General features: G+C 54.8%; 12 protein-coding genes, 1 tRNA gene and 1 pseudogene. 5 read left to right on the top strand and 9 right to left on the bottom strand.

What is annotated here, in order from left to right:
• Positions 1 to 620: 620 nt before the first annotated feature.
• The gene (locus tag BMZ01_RS08085) at positions 621 to 2,138 is read left to right on the top strand and encodes an APC family permease (protein WP_218140943.1); all 1,518 of its coding nucleotides are present in this window, start codon (positions 621 to 623) and stop codon (positions 2,136 to 2,138) included.
• A 126-nt stretch (positions 2,139 to 2,264) separates the two neighbouring features.
• Positions 2,265 to 3,473 (top strand): saccharopine dehydrogenase family protein, encoded by a 1,209-nt coding sequence (locus BMZ01_RS08080; protein ID WP_092286331.1) that lies wholly within the window; start codon positions 2,265 to 2,267, stop codon positions 3,471 to 3,473.
• A 29-nt stretch (positions 3,474 to 3,502) separates the two neighbouring features.
• Here the strand turns inward: BMZ01_RS08080 and BMZ01_RS08075 are convergent, their stop codons facing one another.
• Complete coding sequence (locus tag BMZ01_RS08075; RefSeq protein WP_092286270.1) at positions 3,503 to 4,075, bottom strand: TetR/AcrR family transcriptional regulator; 573 nt, start codon at positions 4,073 to 4,075, stop codon at positions 3,503 to 3,505.
• Positions 4,076 to 4,818: 743 nt separating this feature from the next.
• Here BMZ01_RS08075 and BMZ01_RS08070 point away from each other — a divergent pair.
• A pseudogene (locus BMZ01_RS08070) lies at positions 4,819 to 9,820 on the top strand (DEAD/DEAH box helicase).
• Between the two features lie 578 nt (positions 9,821 to 10,398).
• On the opposite strand, the gene BMZ01_RS08065 reads toward BMZ01_RS08070, so the two are convergent.
• The 4 genes from BMZ01_RS08065 to BMZ01_RS08050 are packed head-to-tail and all read right to left on the bottom strand — an operon-like array spanning position 10,399 to position 14,265.
• A complete protein-coding gene (locus tag BMZ01_RS08065) occupies positions 10,399 to 11,229 on the bottom strand; it encodes an ABC transporter ATP-binding protein (protein ID WP_092286268.1) in 831 nt (276 codons plus the stop codon).
• Entirely contained in the window at positions 11,226 to 12,272 is a 1,047-nt protein-coding gene (locus BMZ01_RS08060; RefSeq protein WP_092286266.1) for a FecCD family ABC transporter permease, read from the bottom strand. The genes BMZ01_RS08065 and BMZ01_RS08060 overlap by 4 nt, the downstream gene beginning before the upstream one ends.
• Complete coding sequence (locus BMZ01_RS08055; protein WP_092286264.1) at positions 12,269 to 13,288, bottom strand: FecCD family ABC transporter permease; 1,020 nt, start codon at positions 13,286 to 13,288, stop codon at positions 12,269 to 12,271. The genes BMZ01_RS08060 and BMZ01_RS08055 overlap by 4 nt, the downstream gene beginning before the upstream one ends.
• Positions 13,289 to 13,290: 2 nt before the next feature.
• Positions 13,291 to 14,265, bottom strand: a complete 975-nt coding sequence (locus BMZ01_RS08050; protein WP_092286262.1) for an ABC transporter substrate-binding protein — start codon at positions 14,263 to 14,265, stop codon at positions 13,291 to 13,293.
• Positions 14,266 to 14,596: 331 nt separating this feature from the next.
• Here BMZ01_RS08050 and BMZ01_RS08045 point away from each other — a divergent pair, with 331 nt between their 5' ends.
• On the top strand, positions 14,597 to 14,908 hold the full coding sequence (locus BMZ01_RS08045; protein ID WP_092286260.1) for a hypothetical protein: 312 nt from the start codon (positions 14,597 to 14,599) through the stop codon (positions 14,906 to 14,908).
• Between the two features lie 318 nt (positions 14,909 to 15,226).
• Positions 15,227 to 15,928, top strand: a complete 702-nt coding sequence (gene hemQ / locus BMZ01_RS08040) for a hydrogen peroxide-dependent heme synthase (protein WP_092286258.1) — start codon at positions 15,227 to 15,229, stop codon at positions 15,926 to 15,928.
• Between the two features lie 157 nt (positions 15,929 to 16,085).
• Here the strand turns inward: hemQ and msrB are convergent, their stop codons facing one another.
• The 4 genes from msrB to BMZ01_RS08020 all read right to left on the bottom strand — a co-directional run bounded on the left by msrB (position 16,086) and on the right by BMZ01_RS08020 (position 19,173).
• Positions 16,086 to 16,499: a peptide-methionine (R)-S-oxide reductase MsrB gene (msrB, locus tag BMZ01_RS08035; RefSeq protein WP_092286256.1), complete on the bottom strand. Its 414-nt coding sequence runs from the start codon at positions 16,497 to 16,499 to the stop codon at positions 16,086 to 16,088.
• Positions 16,500 to 16,626: 127 nt separating this feature from the next.
• Positions 16,627 to 18,102 (bottom strand): glycosyltransferase family 87 protein, encoded by a 1,476-nt coding sequence (locus BMZ01_RS08030; protein ID WP_092286254.1) that lies wholly within the window; start codon positions 18,100 to 18,102, stop codon positions 16,627 to 16,629.
• 114 nt (positions 18,103 to 18,216) lie between these two features.
• Positions 18,217 to 18,987 carry a pyrimidine reductase family protein gene (locus BMZ01_RS08025; protein ID WP_092286253.1) on the bottom strand — a complete coding sequence of 257 codons (771 nt, stop codon included), beginning with the start codon at positions 18,985 to 18,987 and terminating at the stop codon, positions 18,217 to 18,219.
• Between the two features lie 110 nt (positions 18,988 to 19,097).
• Positions 19,098 to 19,173, bottom strand: a tRNA-Gly gene (locus BMZ01_RS08020).
• Positions 19,174 to 19,262 lie beyond the last annotated feature (89 nt).

Here is a 19,262-nt window from a genome sequence, read left to right as displayed (position 1 = left end):
ACACCAGCGGTGATGGGTTGAGGCATCAATCGGTTGGTGAAACCTGGGTGTTGACATCCGGGTTGTATGTCCGGCCGTGTCTCCTGGGTTGTAGGTCCGTGCGCTAGCAAATCGTTCGAAAGGTCATCTGAATTAATGACTACTGATACCACGGCATACTAGCTGAACAGAATCGTTATGAGTTGTCGGAATCCGGAGAAGCAGTCCTTCAAGAATGGCACTTTGTTAGTAAAGCTTTTCGATTCAGGGACTGCCTCATTTAGGGGGAGGTTGGTTGCATTGCTAATTGCCTTTGGGGATGTTCGTGCGGGCAGTCGTCAAAGTGATCGTTAACTAAGGTTGGAAAATCCAAGTTCGGCCAATAAGCCAGGTAGATGGAGTTTTGTGAACTGTCCGTTATCTCGGTTGCGATGGGGTTCGTGTTAGCTGGTTAGATCAGTGACGATCGGCGTGATCGAGCCAGCCAATTGACTTTGTTTCCTTATTTCTGAAACTCGAGGCCATCACCCTAGGTTGGGGGCATTTCGTCATAATTTTGTTCTCAAACCCTTGTGAACCGACCGGCACGTCGGTAGGCTCACGGCCAAATAAGTGATCTACACAACTCTGGAGGGAGTGTTGTGAGCGAGAAAATTTTGACATCAGAAAGTGGAGGCCCCATTGGAGGGGCCATTGAAGGTAAGGGGTTGGCCGCGGGAAAGATCGGCCTAGCGACCTCGACTGTCATCGGAATATCTTCGACCGCTCCCATGTACTCCTTGGCAGCGACTCTAGGATTCGTGGTCATCGCGGTTGGAGCCCAAGCACCCGTCGCATTCATCGCAGCATTTATTCCGATGCTGCTTACTGCCTTCGCATACAAGGAGTTGTCCACGGACGTACCTGACAGCGGTACGGCCTTCACTTGGGCTGCAAAAGCCTTTGGGCCTCGAACGGGTTGGATGGCAGGCTGGGGCGTCGTGGTAGCTGGCGTCGTAGTCATGGCGAACCAAACCGAAATCGCGGCAAAGTACCTGTGGCTATTAATTGGCGACGGCTCGCTGGCCGATAACGAGTTGTTGGTTACTGCAACTGGTGTGCTGATGATCGCCGCGATGACCTGGATATCGCTGAAGAATGTCGAGGCAGGCAATACCACGCAGTGGGTGCTGATTGCGATTCAATATTTCGCAGTTTTTGCTCTAGTTTTCGGTATCGGATGGCATCTGGTGCACAATCCTCCGGCTCTCGAATTCAGTTGGAACTGGTTCAACCCATTCGCGGTTTCAAGCTTGGACGGGTTTATTCAAGGTGTCCTGCTTTGCCTCTTTATTTACTGGGGCTGGGATACATGTCTATCCATGGCCGAGGAAACGAAAAACCCTCTTAAAACTCCGGGGCGCGCGGCAGTCCTATCCAGCTTCCTACTAGTAGCGACCTACGTCATCGTATCCGTGTTTGCGATCCTTTACGCCGGAGCAGGAGACGCTGGGATTGGACTCGCGAATCCTGAACACAGTGACGATGTGTTTTTCGCACTCCGCGAAGCAGCCCTAGGGCCACTTGGATGGCTCCTGGTGCTAGCAGTTGCTATTTCGGCACTTGCTACATGTCAGACGACAATTCTTCCGACGGCCCGTGGGACATTCGCAATGGCCGTTTACCGTGCACTGCCCAAGTCATTCAGCAATGTACATCCGAAATATAAGACACCCTCAGTGTCGACGCTTGCGATGGGGGCGGCATCCGCGGCTTTCTACGTCATTATGAAGACGTTCAGCGAATCGATGCTTGAAGACACGGTCGAGGCTACCAGCGTCGCAGTCGCCTCTTATTACGCGATCACCTCGTTCGCGTGCATCGTCTACTTCCGCAAGAGCATATTTGATTCAGCCCGCAATATCATTTTCCGGCTGGTTTTCCCGCTGGTCGGCGGGCTGATGATGACAGGCGTATTGCTGTACTCACTCTGGGCCATGCTTGATCCCGAATATGGTGCAACGAGTCTGTTTGGAGTCTCCGGCGTCTTTGTGACCGTTGTGATCGCCCTGTTAATCGGTGTCCTGGTCATGGTGGCGTGGGGCCTAAACCCACAAGCCAAACCGTACTTCCACCGTCAGTCACTGAATCGGGACACGGAGGTGAAAGTTCCAGAGTAAACACGAACCGGACACCGAACTTCGTAGTACCCCTCTCTTAACCCCCTCGAGTATGCAGATCACTGCGCGATTGAAAGCAGTTGGCATCGAGGAACGGGTCGACCTCCCGGAATGGAAAGGAAAATCATGAATATCTTGATTCTTGGTGCCGGTGGCGTCGGCACCGCTGCAGCTAAAATCGCTAGCCGCCGTAAATTCTTCAATACTCTGACGATCGCCGACTACGACCTAAGTCGTGCGAAAAAGGTTGTCGAAGAGCTCAACGATCCTCGGTACTCTGCGAGCGAGGTCGATGCGGGCAGCAAGGAGTCCATTAAAAAACTGATCGAATCAACCGGCGCTACGCATGTACTCAATGCCGTTGATCCGCGGTTTGTTATGCCCATCTTCGATGCTTGCTTCGAAGCCGGTGTGACTTATCTCGATATGGCTATGAGTCTATCCAAGCGTCATGAAGAGGTACCTTTTGAAAAGGTAAACGTCAAACTCGGCGACGATCAATTTGCGGTGGCCGACCAGTGGGAAAAACAGGGTTTACTCGCAGTAGTCGGAATTGGAGTCGAACCTGGGCTATCGGATGTGCTAGCACGCTATGCCCAAGACGTCGACTTTGATGAGATTGATGAACTTCGTGTCCTCGATGGTGCGAACCTGGAAGTTGAAGGGTACGACTTTGCCCCGTCCTTCTCAATCTGGACAACGATCGAGGAGTGCCTGAACCCGCCGATACTTTATGACCGTGAACGTGGTTGGTATGCAGTTGAACCGTTCAGCGACCCAGAAATCTTCGAGTTCCCCGAAGGAATCGGAGAGGTAGAGTGCGTCAATGTTGAACACGAAGAAGTATCACTTATGCCGCGTTGGATCAACGCAAAAAAGGTGGCCTTCAAGTACGGTCTCGGCGAGGAATTCATCAATGTATTGAAGACTCTGAATAAGCTGGGGCTCGATTCAACTGACCCTGTAAGCGTGAAGGGTGGAGACGTGTCGCCCCGTGATGTGGTAGCAGCGTGTTTGCCCGACCCTGCAACGCTTGGGCCAAAGATGAAAGGCAAGACCTGTGCAGGAGTTCTGGTCCGAGGTACCGCCAAGAACGGTGAGTTCGCGTCGAAATACTATTATCACGTGGCAGACAACGAGCACACGATGAATCTAGACGGCTGCCAAGCCGTTGTGTGGCAGACCGCAATCAATCCGGTCATTGCTCTCGAATTGCTTGCCGACGGTACTTGGTCGGGTGAAGGGGTGCTCGGGCCGGAGGCTTTCGATGCTCGGCCTTTCTTGGAGCTTTTGGAGGGTGATTACGGCTCCGCGTGGGGTGTTGTCGATCGCTAGCTAAAGCTTCTGGTAGAGGCCCGAGTTTCCTAAGCTCGGGTCTTTACCTGACGTTCGCTCAGTTCTGATAGGCGCTCTATTATCTCTTCTACACTGTGAGGGCTAACAAAAGGATCGTCCTCCTTGTTAGCGCACATTTCGATGTTGTAACTGAGGCCATCTCCAACCAGCATGGTCAAACGTACTAGCGTCGGATCATTAGTGTGGCTGAGCAGTGCTTCAAACCATTTTTCTCGAGCTTCTCGGAGAGCGAGCTTGGCGATATCGAGCCCACCACTAGCGAGTTTGGAAACCGCCGCGATCGTTCTTTCCACCGGATGGTTCAAATCCAGTGAGCTGGCAATGTAATAACCAAGAGGGCTTGTACTCGCGCGGTGCAGCTCTTCAATATCCTTATCAACCAGGTCGTTTAACCGCTCGATCAAGCCATCGATCAAGGCCTTACGGGAACAATAGTGATGCAGGAGACCGCTTCGCGATAACGAGACTGACTTCGCAACTGCATCCAGCGTAGCTGCCCGAGGACCGCATTCGAGCAAAATATCTTCGAAGGCATTGAGAATTCGGGTTTGCTGGTCAGCACTACGGCGCCTTTGCGTCACCAAGGCACTCCTTGACTGCTAGGGAGTTGGAAAGGATTTGTCTAACAGATATTAGCGCAGCCCTTTCATGGAAGCAGCGTGGGGTTGACCCATGTGAACGTCACTAGCAAGACGCTGAAATGGAGCCCGGCGTTGACAACATAGATTGTCGTAAGGCTGAGAGCGAACATGGAAACCCCTCTTTCGCCAATAGCCTATGGCCATAAGGGGTGGGCGGAGTTATCAGACCAATAGATTCAGCGATGACCGGTTGCTCGTGGCGTTCATGCCAGGTGACAGCGAACTTACTTGGGGTTTGGCAGCGAAACACTGAGCATGGATGGTCCTCGTTGTATCGATTTGACCACCAGGTGAACCGGCTAGTGAAATCGGGTCTACTGCACGTTTAGGTGACAGGACTATGCAGCAGACTCGCTTATCTGACTTGTAATCTGCCGATGCATTAATCGTGCTGGGCTGTCTGTGTGTGGAATTCCACGATTGATTTAACTGGCTTGTAAGCGCAAAATCGATGCGTTTCCTCACTATGTCCCAATCCACTGGGGCGCTGCTGGGGGTGACAGGCAGTTCTACGTTGCTGGGGGCACTGCTGGGGGTGGTGTTTTCTAGCTGTGGTGGTAGATCACAGTGTGGTGTGTTTTGGCTGCTGGCTCCATACAACACCGGTGCTCCTGAATTGTCCCTTAGTTAAGTACCAGCAGGTTCTTATTTGGGTGGGGGTGTGTTCTGGCACGATGGTGGTTATGAGTTCTTTTGATGAGGTTTATTCTGCGCTTCGTTCTCACGAGGATCATTCGACTCGGGGGACGTTGTTCGAGAAGTTGATGGTGCGGTATTTCAAGTTGCACCCAACCTTGAGTCAAGAATATGACAAGGTGTGCCGTTGGGCGGATTGGGAATATAACGGTAATACCGGAGATACCGGCATTGACTTAGTTGCCCGCCGTAAAGACGACGCAAGTTGGACGGCTATCCAGTGCAAGTTCTACGACCCCACTACCACTTTGCAAAAAAGTGGGATCGACTCTTTCTTGTCAGCTTCGGGTAGGACATTTCTTGTCGACGGCGAACCGAGGTCTTTTAGTAATCGGATTATTATTTCGACTACGGACCGGTGGGGGAAGAATGCGGAAGCCGCGATTGAAAACCAAACTATTCCGGTTCAGCGTTTCGGTGTAGCTGAGATTGCTGAGGCTCCAATTGAGTGGGATGTGGCGTATCCAGATGCGGATAATACCCCGATTATCAGCCTTGATTTACGAAAGCGTTTTGAGCCTCGACCGCACCAGCAACAGGCTATCGACAAGGTGATCAACGGGTTTAAAACCCATGATCGCGGCAAGTTAATTATGGCTTGTGGAACTGGAAAGACTTTCACTTCCTTAAAACTCGCGGAAAGTTATATAAAGGCCGCGGGGGGGGGGTAAAGGTAGGATATTATTCTGCGTTCCGTCGATTAGCTTATTATCCCAATCATTAAGAGAATGGGCTACCCATTGCGCGGTTGACCTTCGTGCATTCGCGGTCTGTTCTGATAATAAGGTTTCCCGCGCAGCAGAAGATATTGCCTCGTATGAGCTAGAAATCCCGGTCACCACCGATGGAAAACAGCTAGCGGAGAAGCTCCAATTCCGCCGCCGTGCCGCAGGTTTAACGGTGGTGTTTAGCACCTACCAGTCCTTGCCAGTTATTCACGAGGCCCAACGACAAGGTGCTGATCCTTTCGACCTCATAATCTGCGATGAGGCCCATCGCACCACCGGGGTTACCTTAGCGGGGGAGGATCCTTCCAACTTCGTTGCGATTCACGACAACGCATATATCGCCGGGGCTAAGCGCTTATATATGACAGCCACGCCCAGGCTTTTTGATGACCAGGTTAAAGGCCAAGCCGCGGAGCATTCCGCTGAGATCGCCTCGATGGATGATGAAGCGATCTACGGCCCAGAACTGCACCGGCTTGGTTTCTCCGAAGCTGTCGACAAAGGCCTGCTCACGGACTACAAGGTCGTCGTACTAAATGTGAATCAGGGGGCCGCAGTATCTACTACTAGGCGTGTCACTACCGAGAGCGGCTGCGAAGTCGCCCTTGATGATGTCTCCCGGCTTATTGGGTGTTGGAATGGGTTAGCAAAGCGATCAGGAAGCGCGCAAGATTCCCGTCAAGGTTTCGAAACTAATGCCAAGCCTATGCAGCGTGCGGTGGCATTCGCGAAAAATATCAATGCTTCTTTGCAGGTAGCGGATATGCTGCCGAAGATTTCCAAGGCCTTTACCGAAGAACTTCATGAAAAATCAGTGGTCAATGATCAGATCGATCAGTTGAACCTCGACTTATCGATTGCTGCTGATCATGTTGATGGTTCGATGAACGCCTTAGCTCGTGGTAAAGCGTTGCAATGGTTAAAAGCCCCCATCCCAGATAACGAGTGCCGCGTGCTTTCGAATGCGCGCTGTTTATCTGAAGGTGTGGACGTACCGGCGTTGGACGCGGTCATATTCCTGCATCCGCGTAACTCGGTGGTCGATGTCGTCCAATCAGTTGGCCGGGTGATGCGCAAATCCGAAGGTAAAGACTACGGGTACATTATTTTGCCGATCGGTGTACCCGCAGGGGTTCCAGCCGCAGCAGCGTTAGATGACAACCAGCGCTTCAAAGTCGTATGGCAAGTCATCAACGCACTGCGTGCTCACGATGACTCTTTCAACGCGATGATCCACGCAGCACAACTAGGCGCCCCACGAGGCAACACCGAAAGCTTACTACCAGACAACCCGTCCCAGTCATCGAATCAGCCGGGAGAAAACAACCGCAAGCGTCTTGAAGACAAGATCATTCCAGCAGTAGTTACTGACCCCTCAGTTGTAGTGGAGCCATCTGCTGAGCCCTATCAGTTACCACTGTTTGTTTTCGAAGAATGGCAAGAAACCCTCTATACCCGGATTGTCGATAAGGTTGGTGAGCGCACCTATTGGGAGGATTGGGCTGATGATGTCGCCGCCATGGCGCAAGCCCAGATCACGCGCATCAACGAACTGTTGGACAATGCTGATGAGAAGCTTCTAGCGGAGTTTGAGAAGTTCGTTGAGGGCCTTCGTGGGAATCTGAATGATTCGATCACCCGTGATGATGCGATCAGTATGTTATCCCAGCATATGATCACCGCTCCGGTATTCGACGCGCTATTTGCGGAGCATGATTTCGCAGCACACAACCCGGTGTCGGTGGTGATGCAGACCATGGTGGATGCGTTATCGGATAAGAAATTGGAATCCGAAACCGCCGGGTTGGAAAAGTTCTATGATTCGGTGCGGGTACGAGCCAGTGAAGTGACCTCTGCTGCTGGTAAGCAGCAAGTGATTCGGGAACTGTATGAGCGGTTCTTCCAAAAAGCGTTCCGTAAGCAAGCCGAGGCCCTAGGAATTGTGTACACCCCGGTAGAGATTGTGGACTATATTCTTCGGGCTGCGGATTTTGTATCCCGTAAGCACTTCGGTCGAGGATTAACCGATGAAAATGTTCATGTGCTTGATCCGTTTACGGGTACGGGCACGTTTATGGTGCGGTTGCTGCAATCTGGGTTGATTGAGCCGCATGATCTGGCTAGGAAATACGCTACTGAGTTGCATGCCACAGAGATTATGCTGCTGGCTTACTATGTGGCGGCGGTCAATATCGAAACCACCTACCACGCCCTAGAAAAGGAACGGACGCTGCGGGAGGAGCTGCCGGAGCCGGGGTATGTGCCGTTTGATGGTATTGCGTTGGCGGATACCTTCCAGGTGTATGAGGAAGACGATCAGCTCGATCTGGAGGTGTTTACCACCAACAATGAGCGGATCGAAAAACAAAAGAACACCCCGATCCACATCATCGTCGGCAACCCACCATATTCCGTCGGTCAAACCAGTGCCAACGACCTCAATGCCAACGTGAAATACCCCTCGCTGGACCACCGCATTGAAACCAGCTACGCCGATAAATCCACCGCAACCAACAAGAATTCCTTATATGACTCGTATCTACGAGCTTTCCGGTGGGCAACCGACAGGGTCACCGAAGGTGTCGTTGCATTCGTCACGAACAACGGCTGGTTAGACGGTAATACCGCTGATGGAGTGCGCTTAAGCTTTGCTGAGAACTACTCGGATATTTATGTTTTCAACCTACGAGGCAACTCGCGTACTGCAGGTGAAATGGCTAAACGCGAGGGAGGAAACGTATTTAATGTTCGGGTAGGGTCACAGATCTTTGTTGGCGTTCGTACCCCGGGTGCGACCGGATGCCGGATTCATTACCGGGATATCGGCGACTACCTAAGCGCTAAGGAGAAACTGGAGATCGTTGATAAATCAACAATCGACAACACCCCATGGGACACCATCACCCCAAACCAATACGGGGACTGGATCAACCAACGATCCGACAAATTCCACACCTGGCCGGTACTAGGAGACAAGAAAAACGACGCGGTGGCAAAGGTATTCCGACTGTACTCCGCAGGGCTGCAAACGAATCGTGACGCGTGGGTTTACAATTTTTCGCTGCCTGCACTCCATGCTTCGGTGGCGAGGCTGATCGTCCACTACGAAAAAGCCCGTGCAGCTTACCAAGCTAGCGACTACGCGGTAGACGGTAGCAAAGAACAGAACGTGACAGCATTCCTGAAAAGCCACACGGAACATGCCGACGAGCAAAAAATCAAATGGTCGAGGTCTCTGCGACAGTATGCAGCTAAGAATCTGCCTGTCGCCGAACACCTTGGAGGCTATCGTGACAGCCTCTACCGCCCGTTCTGTAAGCAAAATTCCTACTTTGACCGCGCCTTGAACCATGAACGCGGACAACTTCCGCGGATGTTCCCGACCCCGAAACACGACAACATAGGCTTTACCCTGACATCTTCAGCCTCGCATTATCCTTTTGCAGTGATTGGTAGCGATTTGCTACCTAATCTGCATACTTTGGACACCGGTCAGTTTTTTGCTCGTTGGACGTGGGAGCCGGCGGCTTCTGAGGATGGTGCTTTGGACCTATCCTCTGGAACGCCGACCAATGCTGGTGCTGGTTGCGAGGGTGAGGTGGTTGATGGGTATCGGCGGGTCGATAACATCACCGATGAGATCCACCAGGAATACCGCGAGACCCTCGGTACCGATGTGACCAAGGATGAGATCTTCTACTTCATCTACGGTCAACTCCACGACCCCGGTTACCGGGAAGCATATGCAGCAGATCTTAAGAAGATGCTGCCGCATATTGAAACCCCCACGGATATTGATCGCTTCCGATTGGTGTCGAACGCTGGGCGCGAGCTGATGGATCTTCATATCAACTATGAAGATGTCGAGCCCTGGCCAGTAGACGTGCAGCTTAAACCTGGTGTGGATGCATCCGATCGGCAGACCTGGCGGGTCACGAAGATGAAGTGGAATAAGGTTCGTGATCCAGAAACTAAGAAAATGGTGGAGGATCGCAGCACCATCATCTATAACCCGAAGGTCACCATCACCGAAATCCCCCTGGAAGCAGATGAATACCAACTGGGTTCACGTTCAGCGCTGGCGTGGATTATTGATCGCTACCGGTACACAAAGGATAAAAAGTCCGGGATCACTAATGACCCCAATGACTGGGCCGATGAGGTCGGCAACTCCCGCTACATCGTGGATCTGATCGCCAAGGTCACCCGCGTAGCAATGGAGACCAACCGCATCGTCAACACCATCGACAGCCGAAACTAACTGCCTCAAAGGAGGGACAGATCAATCTGTGCTTGAGGGCGTTTATTAAATGTGAGGCCCCGGTCATTTGTGCATTGCTCCAGAAAGCGAGAGGCCTGACCGGGGATCTATGTGGGCCACCATACCTCCAAATATTTTCGACGCAGTAGGCCTTGCGTTTCCTGCGAATATCGGTAACATGCCTCGTGGAGCCCCAGTGGAGCGCTATCTTCGGAGAAATCCGGAGGTATTCTCGCCGAGGCATTGACGTGCGCATCATCCGTCACCGCGGAGGCGTGATAGGCGTTCACGTGGATCAGCGGCGTATGGCTTTTCTTCAGCTGTCACCTGCGCGATAACTCTAACTAAGCCTAATGCTTGTTAAGCCCCTTCTGGGTACCTACCTTTTTGTGCAGTGGCCACGTGGGCATTGCAGTGACCTTTGCAGATTGACGCCAACCTGAAGATGCAAGGGCCGCCAGCCGTCTCCGCAAAGATCATGCTGGAATCTTCACCAGCAGTACTGAAAGAACCTTCGCTAGGGACATAGAAGAGAAAGCCGCTCAGATCTGCGAGCGGCTTCATCTTCTCGGGGCGGTTTAGTCGGTGGGGGCTTCAGAGGTTCCTTGGAGAATCTGTGAATCATGATGAGTCCACCTGGGAATTACCAATGGCGTGTGGGACTCGGGGTCATCGATCACTCGGCAGGGCATTCCATAGATCGCTTCGACGAGTTCTGCGTTGATAATCGCTTTGGGGTCGCCTTCGGCGATGACTGTGCCTTCTCGCATGGCGATGATGTGGTCGGCGTAGCGGCAGGCTTGGTTTACGTCATGAAGAACGGCGACGAGGGTGGTGCCGTCTTTGCGGTTGAGTTGGCGGCAGAGCTCCAGCATCTCGATCTGGTGCGCGGGATCTAAGAAGGTGGTGGGCTCATCCAAGAGCACAATATTGGTTTCCTGGGCTAGCGCCATAGCAAGCCATACGCGTTGACGTTGACCGCCGGAAAGCTCATCAACATGCCGGGCTGAAAGTTCGCTAACACCGGTGACCTTCATTGCGTGCGCGACGGCTTCTTCATCGGCTTTCGTCCATGGGCTGAAAAGGGTTTGGTGCGGGTAGCGGCCGCGGGCAACGAGGTCGGCAACGCGGATGCTATCTGGGGCAGTAGGGCCTTGGGGTAGGAATCCGAGTTCGCGGGCTACTTCGCGTGTGGGGCGCTGGTGGATGTCTTTGGCGTCTAAAAGGACGGTGCCTTCAATTGGTGGAAGCAGCCGGATGAGGGATTTCAGCAGTGTGGATTTACCGCAGGCGTTGGGTCCGAGGATGACGGTGAAGAGACCATCGGGGATCTCCAGGGTGGTGCTGGGGCAGATGACGTGGCCGTCGTAGCCGAGAGAGGCGTTTTGGGTTTGGAGTCGTGCGCTCACCTGGAGTTCCTTTCGCGTAGCAGGAGCCAGAGGAAGTAGAGGCCACCCACGAAGACGGTGACAAGACCAACGGGGAGGGGAGTTTGGCCGTGAATTCTTTGGGCGATGATGTCGGCGAGGATAAGCAGTGTTGCACCTACTGCCGCCGAAGCCGCGAAGGGGATTTCGGCTTGGCGGGTAAGTCGACGTGCGATCTGCGGAGCCGCTAGCGCAATGAAGGCGATGGGGCCAGTGGTGGCGGTGGCGATAGCGGTAAGTCCAATGCCGATCATGACCGCGCTGAGTTGGACTAGGCGTACGCGTTGGCCAAGCGCAGTGGCGGTATCCACACCGGTTTGAAGGGTATTAAGCGGCCTGGCTAGGAAGCTTGAGGCGATGAGGAACCCGGCACAGGCGCTGACTGCGGGGATGGTTTTCTCCCAGGTGGATCCAGATAGTGTGCCGGCTCCCCAGAGGCTGGCCATAAGGGCTTCTTCTACTTCGGCGCGAAGAAGTAGCCAGGTATTAAAGGAAGCTAGTGCGGCGGAGACACCAATACCGACAATGATGAGTCTGATAGGGGAGGAGCGCCCACGACGGATGGATAGGGCGAAAACAACCACTGCGGTGATCAGCCCGGAGAGCAGCGCTGCGGAACTTACCCACAAGGTGGAGGTGGAGCCGATAACCAGCATGACAATTAAGGCGCCGGTGTAAGCCCCGGTTTGGAACCCAATCACATCTGGGGAACCAAGCGGGTTGTTGGTGAGTGATTGGAAGACCGCACCGGCTACTGCGAGGCAAGCTCCGACACCGATGGCGACGATGACGCGGGGGAGGCGCCATTGGATGACCACCATTTCAACGGAGGGTTTAGCGTTTCCTTGGATGACGTCGAGAACATCGCTTGGGCCAATGGATCCGGTGCCGGTAAGGACACCGAGGATCGCGATAGCCAGGGTGATAGCCAGCAGGATGCAGGTGACGGTGAAGGCGCGGACGTCGATGCGGAAACGGCCGACGATCCACCAGGTGTGGCGGCCGAAGTCGATGGTGTTGCTCATGTGCTGATCACCCTCATGCGGCGGGCGATGAAGACCAGAAGTGGTGCGCCGAGGATCGGGGTGACCACACCGACGGGGATTTCACCTTCACTTAATACGCGGCCAAGGACGTCAGCAATGGCGAGGATTAGTGGTGCTGCGACTAGCGCGTAGGCGGTGATCCAGCCTTGGTGTGGGCCGATGATGGCTCTGGCTAGGTGTGCGGTAAGTAGCCCAACGAAGGCGATAGGTCCGGCTGCGGCGGTTGCACCACCAGCAAGAAGGGCGATGCAGCAGAGTGCTACCAGTCGGATACGCCCGGGGTTAAAACCAAGGGCGATGGCGGTGGGTTCACCAAGAGCCATGGCATCAAGGCCGCGCCAGGAAAGCGCAGCAAGAAGAAGACCCATGATGATCAGTGGGGCGACCTCTAGGGCGGCTTCGGTGGGGCGTTGTGCGGTGGTGCCGGCAGCCCAGCCGCGCATGGCGAAATACGCGGTGGAGTTGGTGAGCAACAAGATGGTGGTCATGCCAGTAAGGACGGCACCGAAAGCGACCCCGGTAAGCGTGAGACGGATGGGATCATCGCGGCGCCCGCCACGAGGGGAGTAGGAGCCAACGATGAAGACCACGAGCGAGGTAAGAAGCGCACCGATAAGGGCGAACCAGCGGTAGTCGCTAATGGCATTGGCGTTGAAGGCGACGATGCCAAGAACGACGGCGAAGGAGGCGCCGGAGTTCACGCCGAGAATGCCTGGGTCGGTGAGGGGATTGCGGGTAACCGCGTGCATCACTGCCCCGGAAACCCCCAGGGCTACGCCGGCTACCAGGATGATGAGGGTACGGGGGACTCGGGAGAGCCACACGGTGTTGTAGGCGGCGGATTCGGGGTCGCGGCTTAGAAGCGTGGTCCACAACTCGGTGCTGCTAACCGACCGGGAGCCGAAGGCAAGGGAGCTGTAGAGCGCAGCGATGCATAAAACAATGAGCAGGCCCAGGCCGAAGAGCCTGGGCGTGGTGAGGCTTCGCTGCGACACTACTACTTGAGCTTCTGGTAGGTGGTGAGGTCCTTGGCGGTGGCGTCTAGCCAGTCGGCGTAGGCGTCATAGGAGTAGATGAGTTTTTGATCCCAGGCGAAGACTTGGTTGGCCTTAACAGCTGGGTGTGCGCTCCAGAGGGCATTTTGGGAAAGATCCGGGGCGGAGGATTCCGGCAAGGTAGTGACCACATCGGCCTTGAATTCGGGGAATTCTTCCCAAGCGAGCTGGCCCCAGGGGTTGCCTTCGGCGGGGCGCGGCTTGCCGACAGTTTTCATGCCGAGTTCTTCGAAGAGATCGTTTTGGGGGAAACCTTGGGCGGTGTAGTAGACCTCTTCGGCAGGTGCGCCGAGGAGAACTTCGAGGTCTTTGCCCTCGACGGCATCCTTGACGTGCGTCTTGGCGGTTTCGAAGGCTTCCTTGGATTTCTTGATTTCGGTGGATTCAGGATCAGCGCCTAGGAAGGCGGCGATCTTGAGGTTATCGTCGATATTGGTTTCCACCGATTTGGTGGTGGCTAGCGGGATGAAGGGTGCGACATCCAGTAATTGTTTGTTGAGGTCTTCTTTGAACCAGGACCAGCCTTCTGGAGATCCGTGGCCGACGATGACATCAGGTTGGAGGTCGACGAGTTTTTCGACATTGATTTCATTGCCCTTGCCGAGGATCTCGGCCTTGTTGATGTCGAAGGCGGAGAGCACATCTTCGGAGTCGGATCCCCAACCGAAAACACCAACAGGTTCGATGCCATAGGAGGCAAGCACACCTGCGGCGTAGAAGTCGGCGACGACACGCTTGGGTGCTTCATCGAGGTTGATAGTCAGATCCTCGTATTGAGGGTGGGTGAAGCTGGCGGCGGCTTGGGTGTTGTCCTTGGGGGTGTCGCCTTCGGCGTTCTTATCGGAAGAACAGGAGGCTGCGCTAAGCCCGAGGCCTAGGGCGAGTGCCACCGAGAGGAAAGAGCGAGTCACGCGCATAGTGATGAGTACTCCTTGTGGTGCTTAAAAGGCAAGGCTTGGATTACTAAGCTAAGTACGTTAGCAAGGCGGCGGAGGGGGGTGTCTATACCCGTGAGCTATTTAATCTTGATGGATGTGGGGTTCTCAACCGATCGAGATACTCTGGGGATTCGGTGCTGAATCGGTAATTGGCGCAGGTAGTGTGCCTTTTGGGGTGGGGGTGGGATGGTGATGGAAATGATCGTAAATCAACATTTAGTGGGGGTGTTTGGCGGGGGTGTGTTGGCAAAAGTAGACAGAGCGGTCTATTCTGACCGTACCAAGTGGTTCGGATGAAAGGAATGAAGACATGAAAGAACCAGTATTTGGGGTCAAGGCTGGCAGTGGGCGAGCAGAAACGTTGATCACGCTGTATGCCAAGTTGGAGATCTTCAAAGCCAAGGCCTGTGAGCGCAAGATTGACCTGGAGGGCTACTACGAGGAGATTGAACGCCTCGACGGTCCGGAGATTGCTCAGCGCACCATCGATATGCTTCGCGAAGAAGTCCCGGCGATGGTGATGAGTAAGGAGGAATCGCAAGAAGCACGAATGCGGGCGCAGGAGCAGTCGGAGAAGAAGGCTAAGAAGGAAGCACAGGAGGAGGCGGAAAAGGAGGAGTAGAAGCTAGAAAGTTGTGAGGGTTGACACCTTTACTACTTGTGGAGCTGCGGGGTAGACGCCTTGGGAAAGGTGATCTTCCTGCAGCTCCTTGTGTGTTTTTGAAAAGTTATAGATACGTCCACATTGATTGGGTTTAGACACGGCGAGGGTGCGCTTCGTTGCAATACGCGCTATCCAACTTAAGATGGATCGCGACGCGTGAATGACCATCTACTCGCGTGTAGGGAGAACTAGGCGTATGTGCCTGGGAACCTCAGCCACCCGATCTCGGGGAAGCTAAAAAATGCACGCAGTTTTTGAAAGGACAGCCCCACACTTATGAGTAAAAAGAATTTTGATGAGCTTAACTCCATGCAGCGCTACCTGCAGTTCGCGGTGTTTGATGTGGATCGCAGTGCCCTAGAAGGGGAGCGGGAGGCGATTGCGGCGGATGCGCGGAAGTTCTTTGAGAACCTCAAGGAAGAAGGCAAGGTGCATGTCCGCGGCATCTATGATGTCTCTGGCATCCAGGCCAAGGGCGAGTACATGATTTGGTTCATCGCCGAGGAGTGGGAGTACATCACTGAGGCGCTGAACGCCTTCCGCTGCCAGACGATGCTGGGGCGCGCTTCCGAGCCGGCCTGGTTTGGTAATGGTGCGCACCGCCCCGCGGAGTTCAACCGTTCGCACCTGCCGAGCTTCATTATGGGTGAGGATCCGAACCCGTGGATCACGGTGTACCCGTTCGTGCGTTCCTATGACTGGTATGTGATGGATCCGCAGGAGCGTCGTCGCATTTTGATGGAGCACGGTAAGGCTGCTCGCGATTATCCGGATGTACGCGCCAATACGGTGGCGGCGTTTGTGATGGGCGATTATGAGTGGATGCTGTGCTTCGAGGGCCCGAATCTGGGTCGTTTGATTGACCTGATGCACACCATGCGTTATACCGATGCGCGCCTGCATGTGCGCCACGAGATCCCCTTCTACACGGGTCGCCGCGTAGATGATGTGGATGAGATTGTGGGCATGTTCTTCTAAAGGGTTTTTCCTGGTAGAGATACCCAAAGCGCCCCTTGTGCGGGCCTTCCTCCCCTGATGCTTATGAAAGCGTCGGGGTGTGGGGAGGTGCTGCTGGGGGCGCTTTTTGTGTGCCTGTGGGTGCGGGGCTTGGGGGCTGTTGTCGAGGGCTGTGTTTTTAGTCCTCGATGGGGCGTTCTTCGAGGGTGAGGCAAATGGAGTTAATGCAATAGCGAAGATCAGTAGGGGTATCGAAACCTTCGCCGGCAAACACGTGGCCTAAGTGCGAGCCGCACGCCGAGCAGAGCACCTCGGTGCGCACCATGCCGTGGCTGGTGTCGGTGCGCTCAGTAATACGATCACCAGCGAGTGGGGAGAAGAAGGCGGGCCAGCCGCAGCCGGCATCGAATTTCTCGGTGGAGCGGAAAAGCTCGGTGCCGCACGCCCGGCAGGAGTACACGCCTTCGGTAGTGGTGTCGGTGTACTCGCCCACCCCGGGAGCTTCGGTGCCGCCTTGGCGGAGCACGCGGTATTCCTCGCTGCTGAGTTTTTCTTTCCAGGTGGAATCGGGGATGAGGTGGAAGTCAGTCATACCCGGTGATTGTAGTGCCAGGTGCTAAGTAGGGAAGGGCGGGCGGTGTCGCGTTGTGTGCAGTTAGCCTGTGGTTAGCTCGTGGTAGGGGCTGGGTGGCGCAGCTGCGCTTTGGAGCGACTGTGCTTTAGCGCGACTGTGCTTTGGCGCGGCGTTGATCTTGCCAACACCAGGCAAGCGCGGAACCAGCGATCACCACGATGATCAGCGACCAGCCGAAGGTGGCTTGGAGATAACCAATCCAGCGACCCAGCATGGGGGCGCGCACACTCTTCCACAACATGGGTGTGAGATAGAAGAAGGCGGCCACCCAACCTAGGAACACGTGGAAGGGGCTACGTGGCAGCAGCACCGTGAACATCATGGGGAAAAGGAAGATGGAGTAATACATCTGCCCCAAAGATGAGAGCACAAATACCCCGGCAAAAAGTACTCCGGCAGTACAGCTTGCCCACAAGAAAGGCTCATTGATGCGCAGCCGAGCAAGGGCTAGTACCGCGATGATCGCGCAGAGCGCGAGGGTGAGATAAATGATCTGCTGCCAAAACGAAGGCATGCCGAAATAGGTGGCGTTGCCGGCTAGGGAACTATTGGCATAGTCGCGGACCTCAGCAAGGTAGGGCATGACTTTGGTGACATAGTCTGATGCCCCGGGAACCAGCGGCCAGGCCACCGCATTAAGGACTACTGGGACTGCTAGGGCACTGAGGATGGTTTGCCAATGCCCTAACACAAAGGGCAGGAATAATAGCGGGGCGAAGATGGGCTTAATGAGGATCCCTAAGCCTAAAAGCAGGCCCCCTACCCAGCGTGGCCAATGGTGATTATAGGAATGCAATAAACAGGCCAGGAAAAGCGCGAGCACTAAAAGCAGCACGCCATTGATATTGCTGAAAATTAAGGTATTGCAGACCGCCTCGGTAATAAACGCAACAGCCACGGATGCTGGCCACACCCAATCGCGCAAGCTGCGACCGCTTAGCCGGGTAAGCACCCCAAGGGCAATAACGATGCAAAGCGCATTAATCGCCACGAAGATCATGCGCGCGGGCCCTGGGTGCGGGAGCATGCCTAATGGGGAGAGCAATAAGGTAGCCCCGGGGGTGTAGAGATAGTGCGGATCAACCCAGTGGTAGACCTCGTTATACACCGGGACACCATCAAGGAAGCGGCGAAGCGCTGAGTGCACGGTGGTGAAGTCATCCGTGGTGGCGCCATTCATGGCGCGAATGAGAACGCGGTGGATGATGAAAAGAATCGCCACGCACCATAGCGCTGGGCTAAGCCAGCGTGAGTTTGGGTGCGGTGGGGTGCGCGAAATGATGCCGGGCCTACCGGTTGCGCCGGGGCCAACGGGCTCGCCGAGTCCTGGAGCGGATGCCAGGGGTGGGGAGACCCAGATGCGGGCGAGGCGTTGCTCAAGACTCGGGCGTGCAGCGGGGGCCGATTGTGGCGCAGTAGCTGCCTGTTGGCCCACTCCCTGGGGGGCCGGTACCGCAGTATCGATGGGTGCAGTAGCTGGCGTTGCCGCTGAAGTGGGCATTGCCGCGTCGGCGGCACGGGGCGCACCGGGGTCAAGAGGAGGTTCGTGGCGATTTGTCACGCGGACTAGCCTAGTTTCTTTGAGAAACAATGTGGCGTTGCCCCGCCTATAAACCAGCGCTAATAATCCCTCAATAACGCTAGGTTTTCTGACTGTTTCAACTTCCGCGTTGACCTAAAGAATTCGGTACCGGATAAACAGCATGGAATCTTCCCCGGCATAAGAAAACTCCATTTTCATTTCCTGGGAAATGGGTTCCGTTTCCGGCCAGGGGGTGACCAGCGGCTTAGGTACTGGCACCGTGAGATGCGGGTCGATGGTGAGATGCACGGCATCAATAAGCCCATTGGCGATGAGACCGCCATAAATACCGGGGCCACCTTCACAAACAATCCTGGCTAGCCCATGGGCATGGAGGGTGGCGATAATGCTGCGCGGGGAACCATCACCGGAATTAATTAGCACCGCACCGGCAGCTTTGAGGCGTTCTTGATCAGCTTCCTTAGCTGGGTCACGAAGAACCGCATCCGGAACCAGGAGGAAGGGTGGTTGTTGCGCATCATCGAAGATGCGGGCATCAGAACTAAGCGACAGGCTGCGGGTGGGAATAGCTAGCCGTGGGCAGGGGAGTTGGCCATCATTGAGGCGGGCTTGGCGGACCTCATCAGGGATAAGAACCGGGCCGTAATTTTCTTTGGTGACTGTGCGGGCACCGACTAGCACCACATCGGACCATTGGCGAAGATGCTGGAGCAGTGCGGCATCAAGATCATTGCCTAAGGCACCGGAGGTGTCATCACCTAAGGTGGTGGAGCCGCTGGCAGTCATGGCGGCGATCATTCGGGTTTCGCGTTTCCACACCGGTTGGGTGGGCCCTAGGAGTTGGTTGAGCAGCTCCCGGGAAGCAGTGGCGGATTCAGAATGATGGGTGTTGGCCATGGACATGCGTCATACGATAGCGCGAAGAAGTCTGCGATGTGGACTAATTGAAGGCAAGCCAAAACCCTGTGCTGTGAAGTTCCTCTTGGGGAACCTCCAACACAGGGCTTGGAAAGTGGAGCGGATGACGAGACTCGAACTCGCGACCCTCACCTTGGCAAGGTGATGCGCTACCAACTGCGCTACATCCGCATTGCTTCAACAATCTGAAGCGGTGCGCGATACTGGGATTGAACCAGTGACCTCTTCCGTGTCAGGGAAGCGCTCTCCCGCTGAGCTAA

Source organism: Corynebacterium spheniscorum, assembly GCF_900113445.1.
GTDB classification, from domain to species: Bacteria; Actinomycetota; Actinomycetes; order Mycobacteriales; family Mycobacteriaceae; genus Corynebacterium; species Corynebacterium spheniscorum.
The sequence above is the reverse complement of the archived record's forward strand: the minus strand, read 5'-3'. Positions and strand labels throughout refer to the sequence as shown.